Origin of the sequence: Oceanobacter mangrovi (genome assembly GCF_019740315.1) — a bacterium.
In the GTDB taxonomy this organism is placed as follows: Bacteria; Pseudomonadota; Gammaproteobacteria; order Pseudomonadales; family Oceanobacteraceae; genus Oceanobacter; species Oceanobacter mangrovi.
The window spans coordinates 202,979-225,952 of record NZ_JAHXZR010000002.1 but is presented as its reverse complement, the minus strand read 5'-3'; the positions used below and the strand labels follow the sequence as shown (position 1 = coordinate 225,952).

Below are 22,974 nucleotides of genomic sequence, written 5' to 3'. Positions count from 1 at the left end.
TCAGGACAGTGAATCCAACAAAGATTGAGCTTCCTGCTTTTGCTTGTCACTGCCTTCCTGCAGGATCTCACCCAGCAATTCACGCGCACTGTCTGATTCACCCATATCAACATAGGCACGAGCCAGATCCAGCTTGGTTTCACTGGCATCGGTACCAGACAGATAAGCGAACTCATCGTCTGTTTCAGCCAGCTCATCCAGGTCAATGGCATCATCGGCGTCTGCAGCGTTGAAAGTGACTTCTTCCAGTCCATCAACATCGGCGGCTGCCGGCTCTTCCAGATCAGCCAGCTCAGGCAACTCTTCTGCCAGCTCGCCCAATTCTGGCAATTCTTCATCCAGTTCGCCCAGCTCTGGCAAAGCTTCGTCAAAGTCGGCCAGATCAGCTTCCTCTGCAGTCAGCTCTGCACCCAGTTCAGGCAGTTCTGACTCCTCAAAAGCTTCCAGTTCTGGCAAGTCATCAGCTTCGGCAAAGTCTTCCAGATCAGCCAACTCGGGCAATTCAGCATCGCCAGACAGATCACCCAGATCAAGCTCCGCCGGCTCAGCTTCGGCAGCCACTTCGCTACCATCAGCTTCCCACTCCATTGCCCGGTTCAGGTCATCCAGGCTCAGTGCCGGAGCTTCAGAATTCTCACCCAGACCATCCAGATCGAAGTCGAGAGAATCCAGGTCAAACTCTCCAGCACCAGCATCCATCAGCTCGTCGAGGTCAGGCATCGCTGTTGCAGCCAACTCAGGCTCAGCATCCAGTGTCGGCAATTCTGACGCTGTTTCTTCAACAGTAACCTGTTCTTCAGCAGCATCATCGTCAGCGACTTCACCCTCTTCAACGAGTGCAGTGTCAGCGACAGACAGGTTATCTTCATCGTCCAGTGCAGGCAGATCATCCAGCTCTGCAAGACCGTCCAATTCAGCCAATTCGTCCAACTCAGCCAGGTCTTCCAGCTCAGCGAGAGGCTCAGAATCCACATCAGCAGATGTTTCTTCCAGCTCAGCCAGATCGCCGGACAGGTTCAATTCCAGCTCAGGCAAGTCATCCTCTGCAATGGCTTCCAGCTCTGGCGGTTCTTCATCACCCAATTCCGGAATTTCCATATCACCGAGATTGAAATCCAGTGAATTATCATCTGTTGCAGTTTCAACAACCGGGGCTTCTTCTACAGGCTCATCGAACCCGGATAGGTCAAACTCCATCAGGTTGTCATGAGAGTCTGTCTCATCTGAACTGGCGGTGTCAGAACCCAACTCCAGATCCAAACCGCCAGCCGGTGCAGAGTCACCCAGGTCGAAGTCCAGAGTCGGCAAGCTATCGTCAGCATCACCTTCGTCCACTGCGGCGTCGTTGCCACTGTCCAGATCAAAATCCAGCGAAAATTCATTGCTGGTTTCGACGGATTCTTCCTCACCATGATCCAGTGCTGATTCGAAATCCAGACCACCTTCCAGGAAGTCAGTGAAGTCTTCACTTTCGTCAACGCTGGTTTCGGCGACAGCAGGAGCGACGTCATCCAGACCGCTCTGGAATTCCATATCCAGATCATCCAGCGACACATCATCAAAGTCGTTATCCGACAATGCTGTCGCACCAGCAGCAACACCGGCCCTGGCGGCAAATGGCGCAATTGGACGGCTCAAACGAGCACGCATAGACTCGGCCGTATCCAACTGATAGCTGTCGCCAAACTGTTGCAAACGGGCTTCTTCATCCGCGAAGGATTGTTCGTCATCCAGCTCTGCATATACTTCCAGCAGCTTCAGGCTCAGTTCACCACTTTCCGGATTTTCGTCAATGGCATCTTGCAATTGCGCCTTGGCATCATCAAAACGGCCGTAGGCAATGTGCTCATCAACTTCTTCCAGCAACTGATCGAATCGATTGAGAGAGAGGCTTGAAACATCAACCGCATCGTCATCCATGAAATCGTTGCCAAGATCAAAGTCAGGCTGCGCAGTGGTTTCTTCGGCTTCATCCATCTGGTTGAAGGCAAATGCATTCTCATCAACTTCTGGTTCCGCATTGAGATCTGCAACCGCTTGCTCCAGTGCAGCAGCTTCTTTAGCGGATTCAGCTTTTTTACCCTTGCCAGCCAGACGCTTTTTGACAGCCACATAGATCAGGCCCAGTAGCAGCAGCACAACAACCAGCAAGCCTCCAGCCATCAGCGGATCCAACAGAATCTGGTCAACCAGACTTGGTGGCGGAGGTGGTGGCAGCACTGCTTTTGGACGCTTGACCTGTTCTGGTTTGGCTGCCTCTGGCGCTTTCGCGGCAGGAGCTGGAGCCGCGTCAGCAGGCTTGGCCGTTTCTGCCTGACCAGCAACGGCTGGAGACTGCTCCGCCATCGCGGGTTTTGCAGCTGGCGCAGACTGGGCTTCAGGCATTGACTGTTTGGCAGCAGAGTTAGCCTGCATGCTGGCCAACTGATCGTCTTTCAAACTCATCAAGCGCTGCAGTGCGGCAATCTGCTCTTCCAGCGACGCCAGGCGCTCAGCCAGGTCGGCATTGTCACGACGAGACTTGTCGAGGTTTTCCAGCGCGATGGCCAATTCATTTTCCAGCTCAGCCTGTTTGCCAGAACCTGCAACCTTGCCGTCACCACTGGCACCGGCTTTATCAGAAGCCTGTTCAGATGGTGTAACCAGACGCACTTCCCCACCGGAGGTGTTGAAGCGTGCCGCAGGGTCGCTGCTGCCACGGCCAGTGGCATCAATCTGGGCAACGCCGGCCAGGGCATCGTTCTGACGAGCCACTTCAGCAATCGCGGTTTGTTGGGCCACCGTAGAAATCTGATCAGCTGCCGGAATACGCAACACCTGGAAGGTTTTCAGACGATTGATGTTGCCGCCAATAAAGGCTTCCGGGTTGGCACGTTGAATAGCCACCATCATTTGTTGCGGTGTTACATCCGCAGCTGGACGGGTCGCCAGAGAAATGGCCCAAAGGGTATCGTTTGGCTGTACGGTGTAGGTGCCAGGCTGCTCACTGCCCGCCGGCTGACGAGGTGCTGGCTTGTTGCCAGAACGGATATTAACAGCACCGGTAGCTGCAGCCTGACCATTGGAGCCAGAGGTGCTTGATGATGGCGACGACACCAGCGGCTGGTAGCTTTCTTCTTCGAAGGTCGGCGGATCCAGCAATACGGTGAATTCACGCACTACACGACCAGACGGCCAATTCAACTCCACCAGGAAATTCAGGAAGGGTTCGGTTACACCGTCTTTGGTTGTCAGTTCGATCTTATCGCCAACAACCGTGAATTTGATCTTGGTCAAAAAATAGGACCGATCCACACCAGAGCGCTCAAAAACTTCCTGACTGGCCAGGGCAGGTTTAATTTCCCAGTCAGATAATCCCTGTGAGTCAATAAGGCCAATCTCCGCTTTTAACGGCTGGTTCAGAGCTGACTTCAATGTCAGCTCACCAAGACCCAGAGCCATGAGCTGACTAGAGATGACCAGACTTCCTAACAGCAGCAAGGCATTTGAAAACAGGCGCTTCATTAGTGCTTCCTTGGTGTCACGATTTGGCAATTGCCGGAATTTTTACATAACGACCCGGCCATAACCGAATCGGCACACTAATACCAGTGTTGATAAAACTGGCGTAAGTATTAAGTATAAAAAGTTCCGGTGCAATGTTTTGGAATGGTAACCCTCCACAAAACTGATATAGAAGAAGGGTTTATGAATCTTTCAGGAAGGAATGTATGAAAAAGCGGGCTGACGCCCGCTTTAAATAAAAAATTCTATGAACGATTTAACAAAATACGCAACATACGACGCAGCGGTTCGGCCGCACCCCACAGCAACTGGTCACCGACAGTAAAGGCTGAAATATATTCAGGACCCATATTCAGTTTACGGATACGGCCAACCGGAATACTCAGAGTACCGGTTACCTTGGCTGGGGTCAGTTCCTTCATAGTGATATCACGATCATTTGGAATCACTTTGACCCAATCGTTATGCGCCGCCAGAATCTCTTCGATCTCGGCAATGCTGATATCCTTGTTCAGCTTGATGGTCATCGCCTGGCTATGACAACGCATCGCGCCTACACGCACACACAGACCATCAACCGGGATTTGCTGTTCGGAGCGTCCCAGAATCTTGTTGGCCTCAACCTGAGCTTTCCACTCTTCACGACTTTGGCCGGAAGCCAGCTGTGAATCGATATATGGAATCAAACTGCCAGCCAGCGGCACACCGAATTGTTCTTTTGGATATTCATCGCTATTAATGAATTCAGCCACCTGACGGTCGATTTCCAGAATCGCAGAAGCCGGATCGTCCAGTTTGTCTTTAACGTTGGCGTGTACAGCACCCATCTGGCTGATCAGTTCGCGCATATGACGCGCACCAGAGCCGGAAGCCGCCTGATAGGTTTGCGGAGCAACCCACTCCACCAGGCCTTTTTCGAACAGGCCGCCCAACGCCATCAGCATCAGACTGACAGTACAGTTCCCGCCAACATAGGTTTTGATGCCGCTATCCAGACCGCGCTCGATCACGTCAGCATTAACCGGATCCAGCACGATAATGGCGTTGTCGTCCATCCGCAGGGATGATGCGGCGTCAATCCAGTAGCCCTGCCAGCCGGCTTCGCGCAGCTTGCCATAGACTTCCTTGGTGTAGTCGCCACCCTGACAGGTAATAATCACGTCCTGGGCCTTGAGCGCATCAATATTGAAAGCGTCTTCCAGAGTGCCGCAATCCTTGCCACCAAACTGCGGAGCAGCTTGCCCGGCTTGAGAGGTGGTGAAAAAAGTGGGCTCGATCAGGGAAAAATCACCTTCGGCTTCCATACGCTGCATCAGCACGGAACCTACCATGCCACGCCAGCCAACCAGACCTGTTTTCAACATACGTCGTTTACCTTGTTTAACACCGTTTATACGGCAGAACCGCGCCAGGCGCGGTTCAGTTTAATTACGTCAACCCCAGAAGGTATCAAAGAGCAGCGACGACTGCATCTCCCATTTCTGAAGTAGAAACCTTTTGCATACCTTCAGAGAAGATATCGCCAGTACGCAGATTGCTGTCCAGCACCTTGCTGACAGCCGCTTCAATCGCATCGGCGGCTTCGTTCTGACCGAGGCTGTAACGCAGCATCATGGCAGCAGACAGAATCGTTGCCAGCGGGTTGGCAATGCCCTGACCCGCGATATCCGGCGCAGAACCGTGACAAGGTTCGTACATACCCTTGTTGTTCTTGTCCAGTGAAGCAGAAGGCAGCATGCCGATCGAACCAGTCAACATGGCAGCCGCATCAGACAGGATGTCACCGAACATGTTGCCGGTTACCAGCACGTCGAACTGCTTCGGTGCGCGCACTAGCTGCATCGCCGCGTTGTCGACGTACATGTGTGACAGCTCGACTTCCGGGTAGTCTTTGGACAGTTCGTCCATGATTTCACGCCACAGTACAGTCACCTCCAGCACGTTGGCCTTGTCGACGGAGCACAGCTTCTTGTTACGCTTCATCGCTGCTTCAAAGGCAACACGACCAATGCGACGAATCTCGGATTCGTTATAAACATAGGTGTTGTAACCTTCACGCTCGCCGTTTTCCAGCGTCCGAATGCCGCGAGGCTGACCGAAATAGATACCACCAGTCAGTTCACGCACGATCAGAATATCCAGACCGGAAACCACTTCTGGTTTCAGCGTGGAAGCATCCGCCAATTGCGGGTACAGAATGGCTGGACGCAAGTTGCCGAACAGTTCCAGGTTCTTGCGGATATCCAGCAGACCTTGCTCAGGGCGTTTGGAACGGGCGTCCAGCTTGTCCCACTTTGGACCACCCACAGCCCCCAGCAGAATGGCATCAGCGGCTTTGGCTTTTTCCAGTGAGTCAGCTGGCAGCGGCGAGCCGGTTTCGTCGTAGGCAGAACCACCAACCAGACCGTGTTCGATTGCCAGATCCAGAGAGAACTTTTCGTTAACCGTGTTCAGAACCTTGACGGCTTCAGCAACGATTTCAGGGCCAATACCATCACCTGGCAGCACCAGAATTTTCTTGCTCATGTTACGTATCCTGTAAAAAAGCCTGCAACCAGGTTGCAGGCTGAATTCAAATTAGTGATTCAGAAGACTCAGGCGCCAGCGTTGAACAACCACGGCGCATTTTGCTTGCGCTGTTCTTCGTAGGCATGAATGTCGTCAGCGTCCTGCAGGGTCAAACCGATGTCATCCAGGCCATTCAACAAACAATGCTTGCGGAAAGCGTCTACTTCAAACGGAATGTCCTGATCGTCCGGGGTCATCACCAGCTGTTTATCCAGATCAATGGTCAACTGGTAGCCTTCGGTACCGGCCACTGCCTTGAACAGGCCATCAACCACGTTTTCCGGCAGAATAATTGGCAGCAGACCATTCTTGAAACAGTTGTTAAAGAAGATGTCGGCAAAGCTCGGAGCTATCACCGCACGGAAACCGTAGTCTTCCAGCGCCCACGGCGCGTGCTCCCGGCTGGAGCCACAACCAAAGTTCTCACGCGCCAACAGCACGGATGCACCCGCGTAACGCGGTTGGTTGAGCACAAAGTCCGGATTCAGCGGCCGGCCTGAGTTGTCGGCATCCGGCTGGCCTTCATCCAGATAGCGCAGCTCGTCGAACAGGTTCGGGCCAAAGCCGGAACGCTTGATCGATTTCAGGAACTGCTTCGGAATGATCATATCGGTGTCGATATTCGGGCGATCCATTGGCGCCACGACACCTGTGTGTACAGTAAAAGCTCGCATGTCAGGCTCCTCAGAATTCACGTACGTCGACAAAGTGACCGGCAATCGCCGCAGCAGCTGCCATGGCCGGGCTGACCAGATGGGTCCGGCCGCCGTAACCCTGACGACCTTCGAAGTTACGGTTGGAGGTGGAAGCACAATGCTCACCGGCACCCAGCTTGTCCGAGTTCATCGCCAGACACATGGAGCAACCAGGCTCACGCCATTCAAAACCGGCTTCGAGGAAAATCTTGTCGAGACCTTCCGCTTCCGCCTGCTCTTTCACCAGGCCAGAGCCAGGTACAACCATGGCTTGCTTGATGCTGCCAGCAACCTTGCGACCTTTGGCAACGTCAGCCGCCTGACGCAAGTCTTCGATGCGGCTATTGGTACAGGAACCAATGAATACGCGATCCAGCTGGATGTCGGTAATTTTCTGACCGGCTTCCAAACCCATGTATTCGTAGGCACGCTTGAATGCAGAACGCTCAACGTCATCACGGGCATCGTCCAGGGTTGGCACGGTGCCATCAATGGTCGTCACCATCTCTGGAGAGGTACCCCAGGTTACCTGCGGCTTGATGTCTTCAGCCTTGATATCAACGACCTTGTCGAACACTGCGTCATCATCGGAAACCAGATCTTGCCAGGCAGCAACAGCCGCTTCCCACTGAGCTTCGGTTGGCGCGAACGGGCGCCCTTTGACGTAGTCAGCGGTAATTTCATCGAATGCCACCATACCCACGCGGGCACCGGCTTCGATTGCCATGTTACACATGGACATACGGCCTTCCATGCTCATCGAACGGATGGCCGAACCGCCGAACTCCATCGCATAACCAGTACCACCGGCAGTGCCGATAACACCAGTCACATGCAGCACCACGTCTTTACCCGTAATCGCCGCGCCCAGCTCACCTTCGACCTTGATCAGCAGATTTTTCATCTTGCGCTGAATCAGACACTGGGTTGCCAGCACGTGTTCGACTTCGGAAGTACCGATACCGTGTGCCAGCGCCGCCAGGGCACCGTGAGTGGCTGTGTGGGAATCACCACAGACGATGGTCATACCTGGCAGAGTCGCGCCCTGCTCTGGACCAACCACGTGAACGATGCCCTGACGCTTGTCTTTCATATCAAACTGGGTGATCCCAAAATCATGACAGTTGTCATCAAGGGTTTTCACCTGGATGCGGGAAACCGGATCCTGAATACCATTGATACCACCGGCACGCTCACCAGCATCGGTTGATACGTTGTGATCTGGCGTCGCCAGGTTGGCGCTCAAACGCCATGGCTGACGACCAGCCAGACGCAGCCCTTCAAATGCCTGCGGGGAAGTTACTTCGTGCAGCAGCTGACGATCGATATAAATCAACGCCGTACCGTCATCCCGTTCCTTAACGACATGTTGCTCCCAGAGCTTGTCGTACAAAGTCTTGCCAGCCATGAAGGGCTCCTTGGATTTCTCTCATTAATTGTGTCTGTCAGAGACAGCCAAACCAATCCGGATGTTCAGGAACATCTCTTTGATTGCTTTATGCTACCTGCTTTGTTAAACAACACAAATTCATATTATTTCTAAATTGAATTCCTGTAAGGAATGCGAAGTCTATGGACAATCAACAGCTGAAGGCTTTTCTGGCGGTTGCCGAAAGCGGTTCGTTTTCATTGGCCGCTGAAAGTCTGTTTCTGACCCAGTCCGCAGTATCGAAGCGCATCCAGACACTGGAGCAGCAACTCAGCAGCCAGCTGTTCGAGCGCCACAATCGTTCGGTCAGTCTGTCTGAATCCGGTAAAGTACTGTTGCCCAAGGCCCGTGCGATTCTGCAATTGATGGACGATACCCAGCTGCAGCTGACCAATCTGGCAGGGGCTGTCAGCGGCACGCTCAGCATCGCCACCAGTCACCACATAGGTTTGCACCGCCTGCCACCGGTATTAAAAGCCTTTGCACGGGAATACCCGCAAGCCCGGCTGGATATCCATTTCCTGGCATCCGAAGACGCTTACCAGGCGGTCGAAAGCCGCCAGGTCGAGTTGGCTCTGACCACCCTGCATCCCGATCAAACAGACCACCTGCATGCCGAACCCCTGTGGCAGGACAAGATGCTTTGTGTCGCCGCAGCCGACCACCCGCTCAGCCAACTGACCGAAGTTACCCTCGAGCATCTGGCTGATACCCCGGCGATTTTGCCGGAACCCGGCACCATCACTTATCAGGTCGTTAATGAAGCTTTTCGTGACGCCGGCCTGCCACTCAACACCCTGATGCCAACCAATTATCTGGAAACCATCAAGATGATGGTAACCGCCGGTCTTGGCTGGAGCGTGTTACCAGCCAACATGCTGGATGAACACTTGGTTGTATTGCCATGGCCAATAAAGACCATGCAACGACAGCTGGGTCTGATATGGTTGCGCCACCGCCCTCAAAGCAATGCCGCGAGGGCCTTTATCGACATGCTGGCCAGTGATTGACCGGCCAGCTATTTTTGATGCAAGGCATACGGACTGGTTTGCCAAAGGCGTATGCTGAAAGCAGGTTTCAACGGAGGATAACGCCATGCTGGATATCAACCACATTCTTGTTGTGCTGGATTCCGACCACCCTGAACAGATCGCACTCGACAAGGCGATGTGGCTGGCTGGCCAGGTCAATGCCGACATCACACTGATTACTTCGGTTTACGAACCTTACTGCGGCGAAGGCTCTGCACTGGACCCGGATACCAAAAAACGTATCCACGACGCCCGTATGGAATCGACCGAAAAATGGATCAATAGCTTCGTACCAGAAGTCCTGTCTGAAGGCCGCAAGGTCGCAACCCGGGTTTACTGGCAGAAACACCTGCATGATGCCGTAGTCGAGGCCATGCGTCAGGATCATTACGATTTGGTCATCAAGGGCACCCTGCCCCACAGCCTGATCGACCGTATTTTCACCCATACCGACTGGAACCTGCTGCGCCACTGCCCGGCTCCGGTTCTGCTGGTGAAATCTGCAACCCCATGGCAACACAATCGCCTGTTGGCTTCCATCGACGCCACCTCAGTCGATGATGGTCATCAGCAAATCAACGACAATATCCTCGCTTTTGCTGAGCACCTGGCCGATCACTTCGAAACAGATCTGCATCTGACCAACGCCTATCCGCAGATTTCCGTGGCGTTTGCCATGGTGCCGGAAGTTACTGCTCCGGATGATATTCAGGAGTACATCGTTGAGCAGCACAAAACTGCCTGCGACCAATGGGCGCGTAAATACAAGGTTTCTGAGGACCATGTTCATATCGGTGAAGGGGAAACAGACGAAGTTGTCTCAGCAGTCGCCACTGAAATTGGCGCCGACCTGCTGGTTGTCGGCACTATGGGTCGTAGCGGTCTCGCTGGCGTACTGATTGGCAACACCGCTGAACAGCTGGTTGACAAGGTGCCTTGTGACGTACTGGTCGTAAAACCCCAAGACGGTGTCGCCGAATAGGCTCTTACCGAACAGCCTTTGGTGAACAAATCACAGGCATAAAAAAGCCGGGCCAATTGGCCCGGCAGAATCCATCATGAAAGAGAGCGGGTAGTTGAAACCGGATCTGACGAATCCGCCTCAAGCTATAACCATAGACAGCCAATACTGAAATGGTTCACAAAAATTTCCCGCAACGGCAAATTTATTTGCAGATTCCCTTCAGCTTCAGAATATCCTGAATTTCTTCAAGGCAAGCCGGATCATCAATGGTTGACGGTGCCACGTATTCTTCACCGTTGGCAATGTTACGCAGGATCTTGCGCAGGATCTTGCCGGAACGGGTTTTCGGCAGCCGTTTCACCACAATCGCGCTCTTGAAGCTGGCAACTGCACCAATCTGGTCGCGCACACGCTGCACCAGTTCTTTCTGCAATTGCTCTTCATCAACGTCAAAGCCGTCTTTCAGCAACACCAGGCCCAACGGTTCTTCGCCCTTGAGATCACTGGACTGGCCGATAACGGCACACTCTGCAACCGCAGCATGACCCGCCACAACCTCTTCCATCTCACCGGTCGACAAACGGTGCCCAGCGACGTTAATGATGTCGTCGGTACGACCGAGTACAAACAAATAGTTGTCATCGTCCAGATAACCGCCGTCACCAGTAATGTAATAACCGTCAAAAGTCGCCAGATAACCGGCAACAAAACGATCATGATTACCCCAGATGGTTGGCAGACAGCCCGGTGGTAACGGCAGCTTGATGGCAATACTGCCCTGCTCGTTACGCGCTACCGGATTACCCCGGCTATCCAGGATCTGCACGTTGTAACCAGGTGACGGACGAGTCACCGAACCGGCTTTTACGGCAACAGGCTCCAGACCCACATGGTTACCGGCGATGGCCCAGCCGGTTTCGGTCTGCCACCAGTGATCCACTACCGGACGTTGAATGTGTTCAACAACCCATTCATAGGTTGGAGGATCAAGGCGCTCACCCGCCATGAAGATGGTTTTCAGTTTGCTGAGATCGTACTTTTTCGCCAGATTGCAATCCGGATCTTCCTTGCGAATGGCCCGGAACGCGGTTGGCGCAGCAAACAGCCCCTTCACGCCATACTCTTCACAGACGCGCCAGAATGCGCCGGCATCCGGGGTACGAACAGGTTTGCCTTCGTAGAAGACAGTGGTGCAACCCGCCAGCAGCGGCGCGTAGACGATGTAGGAGTGACCAACCACCCAGCCTACGTCGGAAGCCGCCCAGAACACGTCACCTGGCTCCATATCATAGACAACGTCCATGCTGTATTTCATCGCTACCGCATGGCCACCGTTGTCCCGCACAACGCCTTTTGGCTTGCCGGTAGTACCTGAGGTATAGAGAACGTACAAGGGGTCAGTTGCCAGTACTGGCGTGCAATCTGCTGGCTCTGCCGCCAGCTGTGCTTCTTGCCAGTCGATATCATTCTGGCCCATGGCGCAGCGGCTGATATCCCGTTGCAGGATCACTGAACAACCCGGCTTGTGGGTAGCCATTTCTATGGCAGCGTCCAGAATTGGCTTGTAATCAATGATACGGTTGATTTCGATGCCGCAAGAAGCCGACACAATCACCTTGGGCTCTGCGTCGTCGATACGCACCGCCAGCTCATGAGCCGCAAAGCCACCAAACACTACTGAGTGAATGGCGCCCAGACGAGCACAGGCCAGCATGGCAATCGCTGCTTCTGGCACCATCGGCATGTAAACCACCACCCGATCACCCTTTTCAACGCCCTGTGCTTTCAGTACACCGGCAAATTTGGCAACCGCTGCGGTTAATTCGGCATAGGTATAGCTGCGTCGAGATTCGGTTACCGGGGAATCGTAGATCAGCGCCAGCTGATCGCCACGTCCTTGCAACACGTGATAGTCGAGAGCCAAATAGGCGGTGTTCAGTTCACCGTCAGCAAACCAACGGTCAATGCCGTTTTCATCCTTTGAGAGAATGGTTTCCGGATCACGGAACCATTGGATGCGTTTGCCTTGTTCGCGCCAGAATCCTTCTGGATTGGTAATGGACGCCTGATATTGTTGTTGGTATGTCATGAGGAATCCCCGCTTGGTCGTTGTCACACAATAGGCTGACGACAACAACAGCTCTATTCGACATTTGGGGATCAAACCTTGGTCTATCGAGACTTTAGTTCGCGGCAATATGAGCCAAAACAATACTTTAGCATCACCCTGCAAACATAAAAAAACCCGCGCATTGCGCGGGTTTTTCAGGAAGCAAAGCCGGGGTAAATAATTACCAGCCGGTTTTTTCCTTCAGTGCCTTACCGATGTCAGCCAGGCTGCGAACGGTAGTAACACCAGCGTCTTGCAGGGCAGCAAACTTCTCGTCAGCAGTACCTTTACCACCAGAGATGATCGCACCAGCGTGACCCATACGCTTGCCAGCCGGAGCAGTAACACCAGCGATGTAGGAAACTACAGGCTTGGTTACGTTTTCCTTGATGAAGGCAGCGGCTTCTTCTTCAGCAGTACCACCGATTTCACCAATCATAACGATGGCTTCAGTCTCAGGATCTTCCTGGAACAGTTTCAGGATATCGATGAAGTTTGAGCCTGGGATTGGGTCACCACCAATACCAACACAGGTGGACTGGCCGAAACCGTAGTCAGTAGTCTGTTTTACAGCTTCGTAAGTCAGAGTACCGGAACGGGATACGATGCCAACTTTACCTTTCAGGTGGATGTGACCAGGCATAATGCCGATCTTGCACTCATCAGGAGTGATAACACCCGGGCAGTTTGGACCGATCAGGGTAACACCCAGCTCGTCACACTTAACCTTGGCATCCAGCATGTCCAGCGTAGGAATGCCTTCAGTGATACATACGATCAGCTTGATGCCGCCATTGGCAGCTTCCAGGATGGAATCCTTACAGAAAGGTGCTGGAACGTAGATCACGGAAGCATCTGCGCCAGTCGCTTCAACAGCTTCGGCAACGGTGTTGAATACTGGCAGGCCCAGGTGAGTCTGGCCACCTTTACCTGGAGTAACACCACCAACCATGTTGGTGCCGTATGCGATCGCCTGTTCAGAGTGGAAGGTACCCTGAGCACCAGTGAAACCCTGACAGATTACTTTGGTGTCTTTATTGATAAGAATGCTCATGATAACCCCTTACTTGCCAGCTGCTGCAGCAACAACCTTCTGGGCAGCGCCAGTCAGGTCAGTATCCGCGATGATGTTCAGACCAGATTCACCCAGAACCTTGGCACCCAGTTCAGCATTGTTACCTTGCAGACGAACCACAACAGGTACCTTAACGCCTACTTCCTTAACAGCGCCGATCACGCCTTCAGCAATCATGTCACAACGAACAATACCGCCGAAGATGTTGATGAATACGGCTTTAACCGCTTCGTCAGACAGAATGATCTTGAATGCTTCAACAACGCGTTCTTTGGTTGCACCGCCGCCCACGTCCAGGAAGTTGGCAGGAGCACCACCGTGCAGCTTGACGATGTCCATGGTACCCATGGCCAGGCCAGCACCGTTAACCATACAACCGATGTCGCCATCCAGAGCTACATAGTTCAGTTCCCACTTGGCAGCATGAGCTTCACGAGGATCTTCCTGTGAAGGATCGTGCATTTCCTGCAGGTCCTTGTGACGGTATACCGCGTTGCTGTCGATGTTCAGCTTGGCATCCAGACAGTGCAGGTTGCCTTCGTCGGTGATAACCAGTGGGTTGATTTCCAGCAGCGCCAGATCCTTGTCAGCAAACAGCTGAGCCAGACCCAGGAAAATTTTGGTGAACTGCTTGATCTGGTCGCCTTCGAGGCCCAGTTTGAAAGCCAGTTCACGAGCCTGGTATGGCTGTGCGCCAACCAGTGGGTCGATGGTTGCTTTCAGAATCTTTTCTGGAGTTTCTTCAGCAACTTTCTCGATCTCTACACCACCTTCGGTAGAGGCCATGAAAACGATACGACGAGTGGAACGGTCTACAACCGCGCCCAGATACAGCTCTTTGGCGATATCAGTGCAGCTTTCAACCAAGATACGGCTAACAGGCTGGCCTTTTTCGTCAGTCTGGTAAGTTACCAGATTCTTGCCCAGCCACTGTTCAGCAAAAGCCTTGATCTCTTCCTTGGAAGAAACCAGCTTAACGCCACCTGCCTTACCACGGCCACCGGCGTGCACCTGAGCTTTAACAACCCACTTGTCACCACCGATTTCGTCTGCTGCTGCTACTGCTTCTTCTGCAGTCTTGGCTGCCACACCCTTGGATACTGGCAGACCGTACTGTGCAAAAAGCTGTTTACCCTGATATTCGTGAAGGTTCATCGCTTTCGTCCTGTTTATTTTGTCGAGGATTACCCGACAGCCTGTGTTAACTGAACCGCCATTGTGTGGCGCACTTACGTGCCGAGTGTTCAGCAATATAAGCAAAGGCCCGGAATAACCGGGCCGTTGTTATTATCTTGTATTATTTTTTCGGGCGACGGTTTGCTTTATGGATCGCCGCGTTGTTCACCGCCAGTGCCGCTTCGTGTACTGCTTCGGACACAGTCGGGTGAGCAAATACCATCATGCCGATGTCTTCAGCGCTGGAGCCGAATTCCATCGCAACCACTACCTGCTGACACAGGTCGCCAGCGTTAGGGCCAACGATGTGTGCACCCAGGATGCGGTCAGTTTCTGCATGAGCAACGATCTTGACGAAACCGTCAGTCTGGTTGCCAGCCATTGCACGACCGTTGGCCGCGAATGGGAACATACCCACATTGTATGGTTCGCCTTCGGCTTTCAGCTGATCTTCAGTCTTGCCAACCCAGGCAATTTCAGGGCTGGTGTAGATAACAGAAGGAATCACGTCGTAGTTCATCTGGGCTTTGTGGCCATGGATGCGCTCGGCAACCATTACGCCTTCTTCAGAAGCCTTGTGAGCCAGCATTGGGCCACGAACCACGTCACCGATTGCCCAGATTCCTGGTGCATCAGTCTGACAGCTGTCATCAACGTGGATGAAGCCTCGCTCATCCAGGTTCACACCACAGTCAGCAGCCAGCAGACCTTCGGTGAATGGACGACGACCAACAGCAACGATCAGCTTGTCGAAAGTTTCAGACTTCTCTTCACCACCTTCCTGGAAGGTAACGGTAACCTTGCCGTCTTTCACTTCAGAACCGGTCACACGGGCACCCAGACGGATGTCCATACCCTGCTTGGTGAACAGCTTCTGGGCTTCCTTGGAAACCGCAGAGTCAGCCACGTGCAGGAACTTGTCCTGAGCTTCCAGAACAGTCACCTTGGCACCCAGACGCATCCACACGGAACCCAGTTCCAGACCGATAACGCCGGCACCGATCACGCCCAGTTTCTCTGGAACGCTGGTGAATTCCAGAGCGCCAGTGCTGTCGACAATGATGTCTTCAGTCAGCGGAGCTGGTGGAATGTTGAACGGTACAGAACCAGTAGCGATGATGATGTGTTCCGCTTCAATCAGCTCAGCTTCACCACCGTGAGGGGTGTACTCAACTTTCTTGCCAGCCAGAACCTTACCAACACCTTCCAGACCAGTAACACCGTTAGCCTTGAACAGGGTGGCAACACCCATGGTCAGGTTTTTAACGATCTGATCCTTGCGAGCCAGCATTTTGGCGATATCAACAGTCACTTCACCAGTGCTGATGCCGTGCAGATCGAAATCATGCTTGGCTTCTTCATACTTGTGAGAAGTATCCAGCAGCGCCTTGGAAGGAATACAGCCAACGTTCAGACAGGTACCGCCGAAAACGCCTTTGCCTTCCTTGCCGATCCACTTGTCGATACAAGCAGTGTTCAGACCCAGTTGGGCTGCACGAATAGCGGCAACGTAACCACCAGGGCCACCACCGATTACAACTACATCAAATTTCTTGCTCATTGCGAATCCTTAAACTTGTCGATTAAACGTCCAACAGCATACGGGCAGGATCTTCCAGCAGATCCTTGATGGCAACCAGGAACTGTACTGCTTCCTTACCATCGATCATGCGGTGATCGTATGACAGCGCCAGGTACATCATTGGCAGAATTTCTACCTGACCATTTACAGCCATTGGGCGGTCCTGAATCTTGTGCATACCCATAATGGCAGTTTGCGGTGGGTTCAGGATTGGAGTGGACATCAGGGAACCGAAAGTACCACCGTTGGTGATAGTGAAGGTACCGCCCTGCATTTCTTCGATGCCCAGCTTGCCATCACGACCGCGTTTGGCGTAATCACCAATGGAGCTTTCGATCTCAGCCAGACCCATAGCATCAGTATCACGCAGTACAGGTACAACCAGACCGCGGTCAGTAGATACTGCAACACCGATATCCTGGTAACCATGGTAAACCATGTCGTTACCGTCGATAGAGGCGTTAACGGCTGGGAAGCGCTTCAGGGCTTCAGTAGCAGCTTTCACGAAGAAAGACATGAAGCCCAGTTTAACACCATGCTTGGCTACGAAAACGTCTTTGTACTTGTTACGCAGTTCCATAACAGGCTTCATGTTGACTTCGTTGTAGGTAGTCAGCATGGCAGCGTTCTGCTGGGCATCAACCAGACGCTTGGCGATGGTTGCGCGCAGACGAGTCATCGGAACGCGTTTTTCCGCACGTTCACCGGCAGTTACCACGGCGGCAACGGCTGGAGCAGTTACCGCTGGAGCAGCAGCGGCAGGCTTGGTAGCGCCTTTCAGGTGGTTCAGTACGTCTTCCTTGGTCACACGGCCGTCTTTGCCGGAACCTTGAACAGCCGCCAGGGAAACACCCTTCTCTTCGGCCAGCTTGCGGGCAGCCGGGTTAACCATGCCGTCCTCTTCAGCAGCGTCAGCGGCTGGTGCCACGGCAGCTGGAGCTTCAGCGGCTGGTGCAGCAGCAACAGCGCCTTCAACAAAAACAGCCAGCACTTCATCACTCAGAACGACATCACCTTCGCCCTTGAAAACTTCTTTCAGGGTACCGCTAGCAGGAGCTACAACTTCCAGTACAACCTTGTCGGTTTCGATGTCGACCAGCAGCTCATCACGTTCTACTGGTTCACCTGGCTGTTTGTGCCAGGTTGCGACTGTGCCGTCAGCGACGGACTCAGGAAAAGTTGGGGCCTTGATTTCGATGCTCATTGATTTTTCCTTAGTGTTCCTGCTATTAGCCCTGAATATCCAGAGCGTCTGTGATGTATTCTTCAAGCTGCTTCAAGTGCAGCGCCATATAACCTGCGGCTGGAGAAGCAGCAGCAGCACGACCGGCGTAGTTCAGTTCCAGATCGAGACCGACGGTGCTGATTGCACGCTCCATGTAATGCTTGGTGTGGTACCAGGCACCCATGTTCTTCGGCTCTTCCTGTACCCAGTAGATCGCTTCCAGATTTGGATATTTGGCCAATTCGGCTTCCAGATCGTCATGCGGGAACGGGTACAGCTGTTCGATACGGATGATCGCGATGTCGTTGATTTCTTCGGCACGACGACGTTCAAGCAGGTCGTAATAAACCTTGCCGGAACACATCAATACACGACGCACTGCCGCTGGATCCTGCTCATCCAGTTCTGGCAGGACGGTGTGGAAGCTGCCTTCTGCGAGTTCTTCCAGAGTGCTGGTAGCCAGTTTGTGACGCAGCAGGCTCTTTGGAGACATAACCACCATTGGCTTGCGCAGCGGGCGAATCACCTGGCGACGCAGCATGTGGTACACTTGGGCAGGAGTCGACGGTACGCAAATCTGCACGTTGTGCTCGGCACACAGCTGCAGGTAACGCTCCAGACGCGCAGAGGAGTGTTCTGGACCCTGACCTTCGTAACCGTGTGGCAACAGCATGGTCAGACCACACAGGCGGCCCCACTTGCTTTCACCACTGGAGATGAACTGGTCGAATACCACCTGGGCACCGTTGGCAAAGTCACCGAACTGGGCTTCCCAGATTACCAGCGCGTTTGGCGTGGTAGTGGCGTAGCCGTATTCAAATGCCAGTACCGCTTCTTCAGAAAGCAGCGAATCGTACAGGGCAATTGAAGGCTGGTCATCTTTCAGGTTCGCCAGTGGCACGTAAGTGCTGGCGTCTTTCTGGTTGTGCAGTACCGCATGACGGTGGGAGAAGGTACCACGACCAACGTCCTGACCAGTCAGACGGACCTGATAACCTTCATCCAGCAGCGTGGCGTAAGCCATGGTCTCTGCGTAACCCCAGTTAATTGGAGTTGCGCCAGCGCCCATACGGCCGCGGTCTTCCAGAATCTTGCCAACCTGACGCTGAATGCTGAAGCCTTCTGGTACTTCCAGCAGCTTGGCAGACAGTTCCTGCAGGCGCGCCAGATCAAAGGTGGTATCCGCATCAGCAGTCCAGCCGTGACCCAGGTGTGGAGTCCAGTCAACAAACAGTTCCTTGTTCGGCTCTTTAACCAGGCTCTTCACTACGTGCTGACCGGCATCCAGTGCAGAACGGTATTCTTCTTCCAGATCCTTGATACCCGCCTCAGTGATGACGCCTTCCGCAGCCAGTTTGGCGGAGTACAGTTCACGAGTGGTTTTTTGCTTCTTGATCTGGGCATACATCAGCGGCTGGGTGCCAGATGGCTCATCCGCTTCGTTGTGACCGCGACGACGGTAACAAACCAGGTCGATCACGATGTCTTTACGGAACTCACGACGGTAGTCAGCAGCCATTTGGGCTACGAACAGCACAGCTTCCGGATCATCACCGTTAACGTGCAGAATCGGCGCCTCGATCATCTTGGCAACGTCTGTACAGTATTCGGTAGAACGCACGTCTTCACGCCTGGAAGTGGTGAAACCAACCTGGTTGTTGATCACAACGCGAATGGTACCGCCAGTCTTGTAGGCGCGAGTCTGGGACATCTGGAAGGTTTCCATTACCACACCCTGACCTGCGAATGCAGAGTCACCGTGCAGGGTAATAGGTACTACCTTCTCGCCAGTCTTGTCAGCGCGACGGTCCTGACGGGCACGTACGGAACCTTCAACCACTGGTGATACGATTTCCAGGTGAGACGGGTTGAACGCCATCGCCAGGTGCACTTCGCCACCGGACGTCATCACGTTGGAAGAGAAGCCCTGGTGGTACTTCACGTCGCCGTGGTGCTGGTAATCAGCCTTGCCTTCAAATTCATCAAACAGGTCGGAGGTCTTTTTACCCAAGGTGTTGATAAGGGTGTTCAGACGACCACGGTGAGCCATACCGATGACGATTTCCTTGGCGCCGTAGGAACCAAAGCGCTGGATCAATTCGTCCATCAGAGGAATCAGGGATTCACCGCCTTCCAGACCAAAACGCTTGACGCCCGGGTAACGGGAGCCGAGGTATTTTTCCAGGCCTTCAGCCGCAGTCAGACGCTCCAACAGGTGCAATTTGACTTCGTTGCTGAACTTTGGATGGGCGCGGGCGCTTTCCAGACGCTGTTGGAACCAGCGCTGCTCTGCGGTGTTCACAATGTGCATAAACTCTGCACCGATTGTTCCGCAGTAGGTAGCTTCCAGAGAATCAACGATCTCTTTCAGAGTCGCTTCTTCCTGGCCAATAAACAGGGTGCCACACTGGAATTTGCTGTCGAGGTCAGCCTTGGACAGGCCATGGAAATGCAGATCCAGATCAGGTACAGATTCGCGTTTCATCAGACCCAGCGGGTCGAGACGGGCTTGCTGGTGACCGCGACCACGGTATGCGTGGATTAATTGCAGAACCTGAACCTGTTTGCGCTCGTGCTCAGTGCTGACACTGGAGGCAGCAACAGGACGGCTACGGCGCTGGTTCTTGGAAATGAGCAGAAACTGTTCACGAATCGGTTTGTGAGGAATATCGACGGTAACGTTTTCGTCAGCTCTGGGGAGTTGGTCAAAATAATTGCGCCACTCTTCAGACACCTCATTTGGGTCTCTGAGATAGGCTTCATAGAGCTCTTCTATGTAAGCCAAGTTCCCACCGTCAAGCTGGGAAGTGCTCCATAGCTGCTCCATTGTCTGCTCGTGCATGTACGATCACCCTGTTCCTGATTAATTGAGGACGATCACCCAAGATGGCTGCACCGACTCTAGCAATGCCAGGCAAGATAGAGGGCCGACTGATAGGTCGCAAGGCCTCTGAGGTGAAGCAGGAATACCCTGGTCCCTCAACAACGTTTTTTCACTTTATATACGCGCTTTGTGGGCGCGAAATTTTTGGGATTTTTTACGAAAACGAGCTGTGTGTCCAGCCCACTTACGTCTAACCGGAAACCCTGAAACACAGGGTTTCCGTCAGCGTGCTGATTAAATCTGTTGATTCAACAGCATGTTGCGAATGTGACCAATCGCACGGGTCGGATTCAGACCCTTTGGACACACATTCACACAGTTCATGATGCCGCGGCAACGGAACACACTGAATGGATCAGACAGATCCGTCAGACGCTCAGCTGTAGAAGTATCACGACTGTCAGCCAGGAAACGGTAAGCCTGCAGCAAACCGGACGGGCCAACAAACTTGTCTGGGTTCCACCAGAAAGATGGACACGCAGTTGAACAACAAGCACACAGAATACACTCGTACAGGCCATCCAGCTTTTCACGCTCTGCAGGAGTCTGCAGACGTTCGATGGCTGGCGCAGGAGTATTATTCTGCAGGTACGGCTTGATGCGCTCGTACTGCTTGTAGAACAGCGACATGTCGATAACCAGATCACGAATCACTGGCAGACCAGGCAATGGACGCAGCACCAGCTTGTCCATTTTACCTTTGGTAGCTTCAGAGATCGGCGTGATACAAGCCAGACCGTTCTTGCCGTTGATGTTCATACCGTCAGAGCCACATACACCCTCACGACAGGAACGACGGTAAGCCAGACCGGTGTCCTGCTCTTTAACCAGAGCCAGAACATCCAGCACCATCACGTCACGACCACCAGGAATCGTCACCTCAAAGTCCTGCATATAAGGTGCAGAATCTTTTTCTGGGTTGTAGCGATAGACACTTACTAACATTGCTTACCTCCCATTAATAGGTACGGATTTTTGGTGGGAACGCTTCCATGGTCTTGGGAGCGAAGTTCACTGCACGCTTGCCAATGGTCTTGGTTTGCGGGAAGTACAGGGAGTGGCACAGCCAGTTTTCGTCATCACGCTCGGTGAAGTCGTTACGGGCATGAGCACCACGGGATTCCTTACGCTCAATCGCTGCTACCGCAGTGGCATAGGCAGTTTCGAACAGGTTATCCAGTTCCAGCGCTTCGATACGGGCAGTGTTGAAAGCACCACTCTTGTCATCCAGCACAGTGTTCTTGACGCGCTCACCGATCTCTTTCAGCATCGCCAGACCCTTCTCCATGGAAGGACCTTCACGGAACACACCAAAGTACAGCTGCATGGTTTTCTGCAATTCAGCACGAACGTCAGCAACACTCTCACCACCAGTGGTGCTATTCAGGCGATTCAGACGAGCCATTGCTGCGTCGATGTCGGCATCAGAAGCAGGAACAGATTCGAAACCGTCACGGAAGCTTTGTTCAACCTGCAGACCCACTGCACGACCGAACACCACCAAATCCAGCAGTGAGTTACCACCCAGACGGTTGGCACCATGTACGGATACACAGGCGATTTCGCCAGCAGCGTACAGACCTTCAACAACAACATCGTTGCCGTTTTCATCAACAGTCAGCGCCTGACCACCGATATTGGTTGGAATACCACCCATCATGTAGTGACAGGTTGGAACAACCGGGATCGGCTCTTTAACAGGATCTGCATGAGCGAAGGTACGGGACAGTTCCAGAATACCTGGCAGCTTGGCGTTCAGGGTGGCCTCACCCAGGTGATCCAGCTTCAGGAATACGTGATCGCCGTTTTCACCACAGCCACGACCTTCCAGAATTTCCAGAACCATGGAGCGCGCAACAACGTCACGACCCGCCAGGTCTTTGGCGTTAGGAGCATAACGCTCCATGAAACGTTCGCCGTCCTTGTTGATCAGGTAACCACCTTCACCACGACAGCCTTCAGTTACCAGAACACCGGCACCGGCAATACCGGTCGGGTGGAACTGCCACATTTCCATATCCTGCATTGGCACGCCAGCACGGATCGCCATACCAACACCGTCACCAGTGTTGATCAGAGCATTGGTAGTGGACTGATAGATACGACCAGCACCACCGGTTGCCAGCACAGTCGCCTTGGACTGGATGTAAACGGTTTCGCCGGTTTCGATGCAGATAGCGATAACACCCGCTACCTGACCTTTGGAGTTTTTCACCAGATCAACGGCATACCATTCATTCAGGAAGGTAGTACCGCCTTTCAGGTTGCCCTGATAGAGAGCGTGCAGCAGTGCGTGACCAGTACGGTCAGCAGCAGCACAGGTACGAGCAGCCTGACCACCCTTACCGAAGTCTTTCGACTGACCACCAAACGGACGCTGGTAGATACGACCTTCTTCAGTACGGGAGAATGGCAGACCCATATGTTCCAGTTCGAACACCGCCTGCGGGCCTACGGAACACATGTACTCGATAGCGTCCTGGTCGCCGATATAATCGGAACCTTTAACGGTATCGTACATGTGCCAGCGCCAGTCATCATTGGGATCAGCAGAAGCGATCGCACAAGTGATACCGCCCTGGGCAGATACGGTGTGGGAACGGGTTGGGAAAACCTTGGTAATACAAGCTGTCTTGATGCCAGCTTCGGTCAGCTGCAGCGCGGCACGCATACCAGCACCGCCACCACCAACTACGATGGCATCAAACGACATGGTTCTGATAGATGACAT

At 53.3% G+C, this 22,974-nt stretch carries 15 protein-coding genes; 2 read left to right on the top strand and 13 right to left on the bottom strand.

The features are described from left to right. The 5 genes from K6123_RS05050 to leuC all read right to left on the bottom strand — a co-directional run bounded on the left by K6123_RS05050 (nucleotide 1) and on the right by leuC (nucleotide 8,175). Nucleotides 1–3,504: a FimV/HubP family polar landmark protein gene (locus K6123_RS05050; RefSeq protein ID WP_221794796.1), complete on the bottom strand. Its 3,504-nt coding sequence runs from the start codon at nucleotides 3,502–3,504 to the stop codon at nucleotides 1–3. Nucleotides 3,505–3,749: 245 nt separating this feature from the next. Beyond that, nucleotides 3,750–4,868 (bottom strand): aspartate-semialdehyde dehydrogenase, encoded by a 1,119-nt coding sequence (gene asd / locus K6123_RS05045; protein WP_221794794.1) that lies wholly within the window; start codon nucleotides 4,866–4,868, stop codon nucleotides 3,750–3,752. An 85-nt stretch (nucleotides 4,869–4,953) separates the two neighbouring features. Next, complete coding sequence (gene leuB, locus K6123_RS05040; RefSeq protein ID WP_221794793.1) at nucleotides 4,954–6,030, bottom strand: 3-isopropylmalate dehydrogenase; 1,077 nt, start codon at nucleotides 6,028–6,030, stop codon at nucleotides 4,954–4,956. A 68-nt stretch (nucleotides 6,031–6,098) separates the two neighbouring features. Further along, complete coding sequence (leuD, locus tag K6123_RS05035) at nucleotides 6,099–6,746, bottom strand: 3-isopropylmalate dehydratase small subunit (protein WP_221794791.1); 648 nt, start codon at nucleotides 6,744–6,746, stop codon at nucleotides 6,099–6,101. Between the two features lie 10 nt (nucleotides 6,747–6,756). Then, a complete protein-coding gene (gene leuC / locus K6123_RS05030; protein ID WP_221794789.1) occupies nucleotides 6,757–8,175 on the bottom strand; it encodes a 3-isopropylmalate dehydratase large subunit in 1,419 nt (472 codons plus the stop codon). A gap of 164 nt (nucleotides 8,176–8,339) precedes the next feature. Here leuC and K6123_RS05025 point away from each other — a divergent pair, with 164 nt between their 5' ends. Together K6123_RS05025 and uspE are read left to right on the top strand one after the other, a co-directional pair. Beyond that, nucleotides 8,340–9,206, top strand: a complete 867-nt coding sequence (locus tag K6123_RS05025; protein ID WP_221794787.1) for a LysR family transcriptional regulator — start codon at nucleotides 8,340–8,342, stop codon at nucleotides 9,204–9,206. An 85-nt stretch (nucleotides 9,207–9,291) separates the two neighbouring features. Continuing rightward, complete coding sequence (gene uspE, locus K6123_RS05020; RefSeq protein ID WP_221794785.1) at nucleotides 9,292–10,209, top strand: universal stress protein UspE; 918 nt, start codon at nucleotides 9,292–9,294, stop codon at nucleotides 10,207–10,209. 184 nt (nucleotides 10,210–10,393) lie between these two features. Here uspE and K6123_RS05015 read toward each other — a convergent pair whose 3' ends face one another. The 8 genes from K6123_RS05015 to sdhA all read right to left on the bottom strand — a co-directional run bounded on the left by K6123_RS05015 (nucleotide 10,394) and on the right by sdhA (nucleotide 22,974). Next, nucleotides 10,394–12,280: a propionyl-CoA synthetase gene (locus K6123_RS05015; protein ID WP_221794784.1), complete on the bottom strand. Its 1,887-nt coding sequence runs from the start codon at nucleotides 12,278–12,280 to the stop codon at nucleotides 10,394–10,396. 202 nt (nucleotides 12,281–12,482) lie between these two features. Beyond that, entirely contained in the window at nucleotides 12,483–13,355 is an 873-nt protein-coding gene (gene sucD / locus K6123_RS05010; protein ID WP_221794782.1) for a succinate--CoA ligase subunit alpha, read from the bottom strand. Between the two features lie 9 nt (nucleotides 13,356–13,364). Continuing rightward, nucleotides 13,365–14,531 (bottom strand): ADP-forming succinate--CoA ligase subunit beta, encoded by a 1,167-nt coding sequence (gene sucC / locus K6123_RS05005; RefSeq protein ID WP_221794780.1) that lies wholly within the window; start codon nucleotides 14,529–14,531, stop codon nucleotides 13,365–13,367. A gap of 142 nt (nucleotides 14,532–14,673) precedes the next feature. Further along, nucleotides 14,674–16,113 carry a dihydrolipoyl dehydrogenase gene (gene lpdA, locus K6123_RS05000; RefSeq protein ID WP_221794778.1) on the bottom strand — a complete coding sequence of 480 codons (1,440 nt, stop codon included), beginning with the start codon at nucleotides 16,111–16,113 and terminating at the stop codon, nucleotides 14,674–14,676. A 22-nt stretch (nucleotides 16,114–16,135) separates the two neighbouring features. Further along, complete coding sequence (gene odhB, locus K6123_RS04995; protein WP_221794776.1) at nucleotides 16,136–17,338, bottom strand: 2-oxoglutarate dehydrogenase complex dihydrolipoyllysine-residue succinyltransferase; 1,203 nt, start codon at nucleotides 17,336–17,338, stop codon at nucleotides 16,136–16,138. Between the two features lie 25 nt (nucleotides 17,339–17,363). Continuing rightward, the gene (locus tag K6123_RS04990; RefSeq protein ID WP_221794774.1) at nucleotides 17,364–20,201 is read right to left on the bottom strand and encodes a 2-oxoglutarate dehydrogenase E1 component; all 2,838 of its coding nucleotides are present in this window, start codon (nucleotides 20,199–20,201) and stop codon (nucleotides 17,364–17,366) included. Between the two features lie 276 nt (nucleotides 20,202–20,477). Beyond that, nucleotides 20,478–21,188: a succinate dehydrogenase iron-sulfur subunit gene (locus K6123_RS04985; protein ID WP_221794772.1), complete on the bottom strand. Its 711-nt coding sequence runs from the start codon at nucleotides 21,186–21,188 to the stop codon at nucleotides 20,478–20,480. Nucleotides 21,189–21,201: 13 nt separating this feature from the next. Further along, a complete protein-coding gene (gene sdhA, locus K6123_RS04980) occupies nucleotides 21,202–22,974 on the bottom strand; it encodes a succinate dehydrogenase flavoprotein subunit (RefSeq protein ID WP_221794771.1) in 1,773 nt (590 codons plus the stop codon).

What these genes read in the sequence shown, in the direction of transcription:
- uspE (WP_221794785.1), top strand. Translation starts at nt 9,292, where the DNA reads ATGCTGGATATCAACCACATTCTTGTTGTGCTGGATTCCGACCACCCT.
- sucC (WP_221794780.1), bottom strand. Translation starts at nt 14,531, where the DNA reads ATGAACCTTCACGAATATCAGGGTAAACAGCTTTTTGCACAGTACGGT.
- K6123_RS04985 (WP_221794772.1), bottom strand. Translation starts at nt 21,188, where the DNA reads ATGTTAGTAAGTGTCTATCGCTACAACCCAGAAAAAGATTCTGCACCT.
- asd (WP_221794794.1), bottom strand. Translation starts at nt 4,868, where the DNA reads ATGTTGAAAACAGGTCTGGTTGGCTGGCGTGGCATGGTAGGTTCCGTG.
- K6123_RS04990 (WP_221794774.1), bottom strand. Translation starts at nt 20,201, where the DNA reads ATGCACGAGCAGACAATGGAGCAGCTATGGAGCACTTCCCAGCTTGAC.
- leuB (WP_221794793.1), bottom strand. Translation starts at nt 6,030, where the DNA reads ATGAGCAAGAAAATTCTGGTGCTGCCAGGTGATGGTATTGGCCCTGAA.
- K6123_RS05015 (WP_221794784.1), bottom strand. Translation starts at nt 12,280, where the DNA reads ATGACATACCAACAACAATATCAGGCGTCCATTACCAATCCAGAAGGA.
- K6123_RS05050 (WP_221794796.1), bottom strand. Translation starts at nt 3,504, where the DNA reads ATGAAGCGCCTGTTTTCAAATGCCTTGCTGCTGTTAGGAAGTCTGGTC.
- sucD (WP_221794782.1), bottom strand. Translation starts at nt 13,355, where the DNA reads ATGAGCATTCTTATCAATAAAGACACCAAAGTAATCTGTCAGGGTTTC.
- K6123_RS05025 (WP_221794787.1), top strand. Translation starts at nt 8,340, where the DNA reads ATGGACAATCAACAGCTGAAGGCTTTTCTGGCGGTTGCCGAAAGCGGT.
- lpdA (WP_221794778.1), bottom strand. Translation starts at nt 16,113, where the DNA reads ATGAGCAAGAAATTTGATGTAGTTGTAATCGGTGGTGGCCCTGGTGGT.
- leuD (WP_221794791.1), bottom strand. Translation starts at nt 6,746, where the DNA reads ATGCGAGCTTTTACTGTACACACAGGTGTCGTGGCGCCAATGGATCGC.
- odhB (WP_221794776.1), bottom strand. Translation starts at nt 17,338, where the DNA reads ATGAGCATCGAAATCAAGGCCCCAACTTTTCCTGAGTCCGTCGCTGAC.
- sdhA (WP_221794771.1), bottom strand. Translation starts at nt 22,974, where the DNA reads ATGTCATCTATCAGAACCATGTCGTTTGATGCCATCGTAGTTGGTGGT.
- leuC (WP_221794789.1), bottom strand. Translation starts at nt 8,175, where the DNA reads ATGGCTGGCAAGACTTTGTACGACAAGCTCTGGGAGCAACATGTCGTT.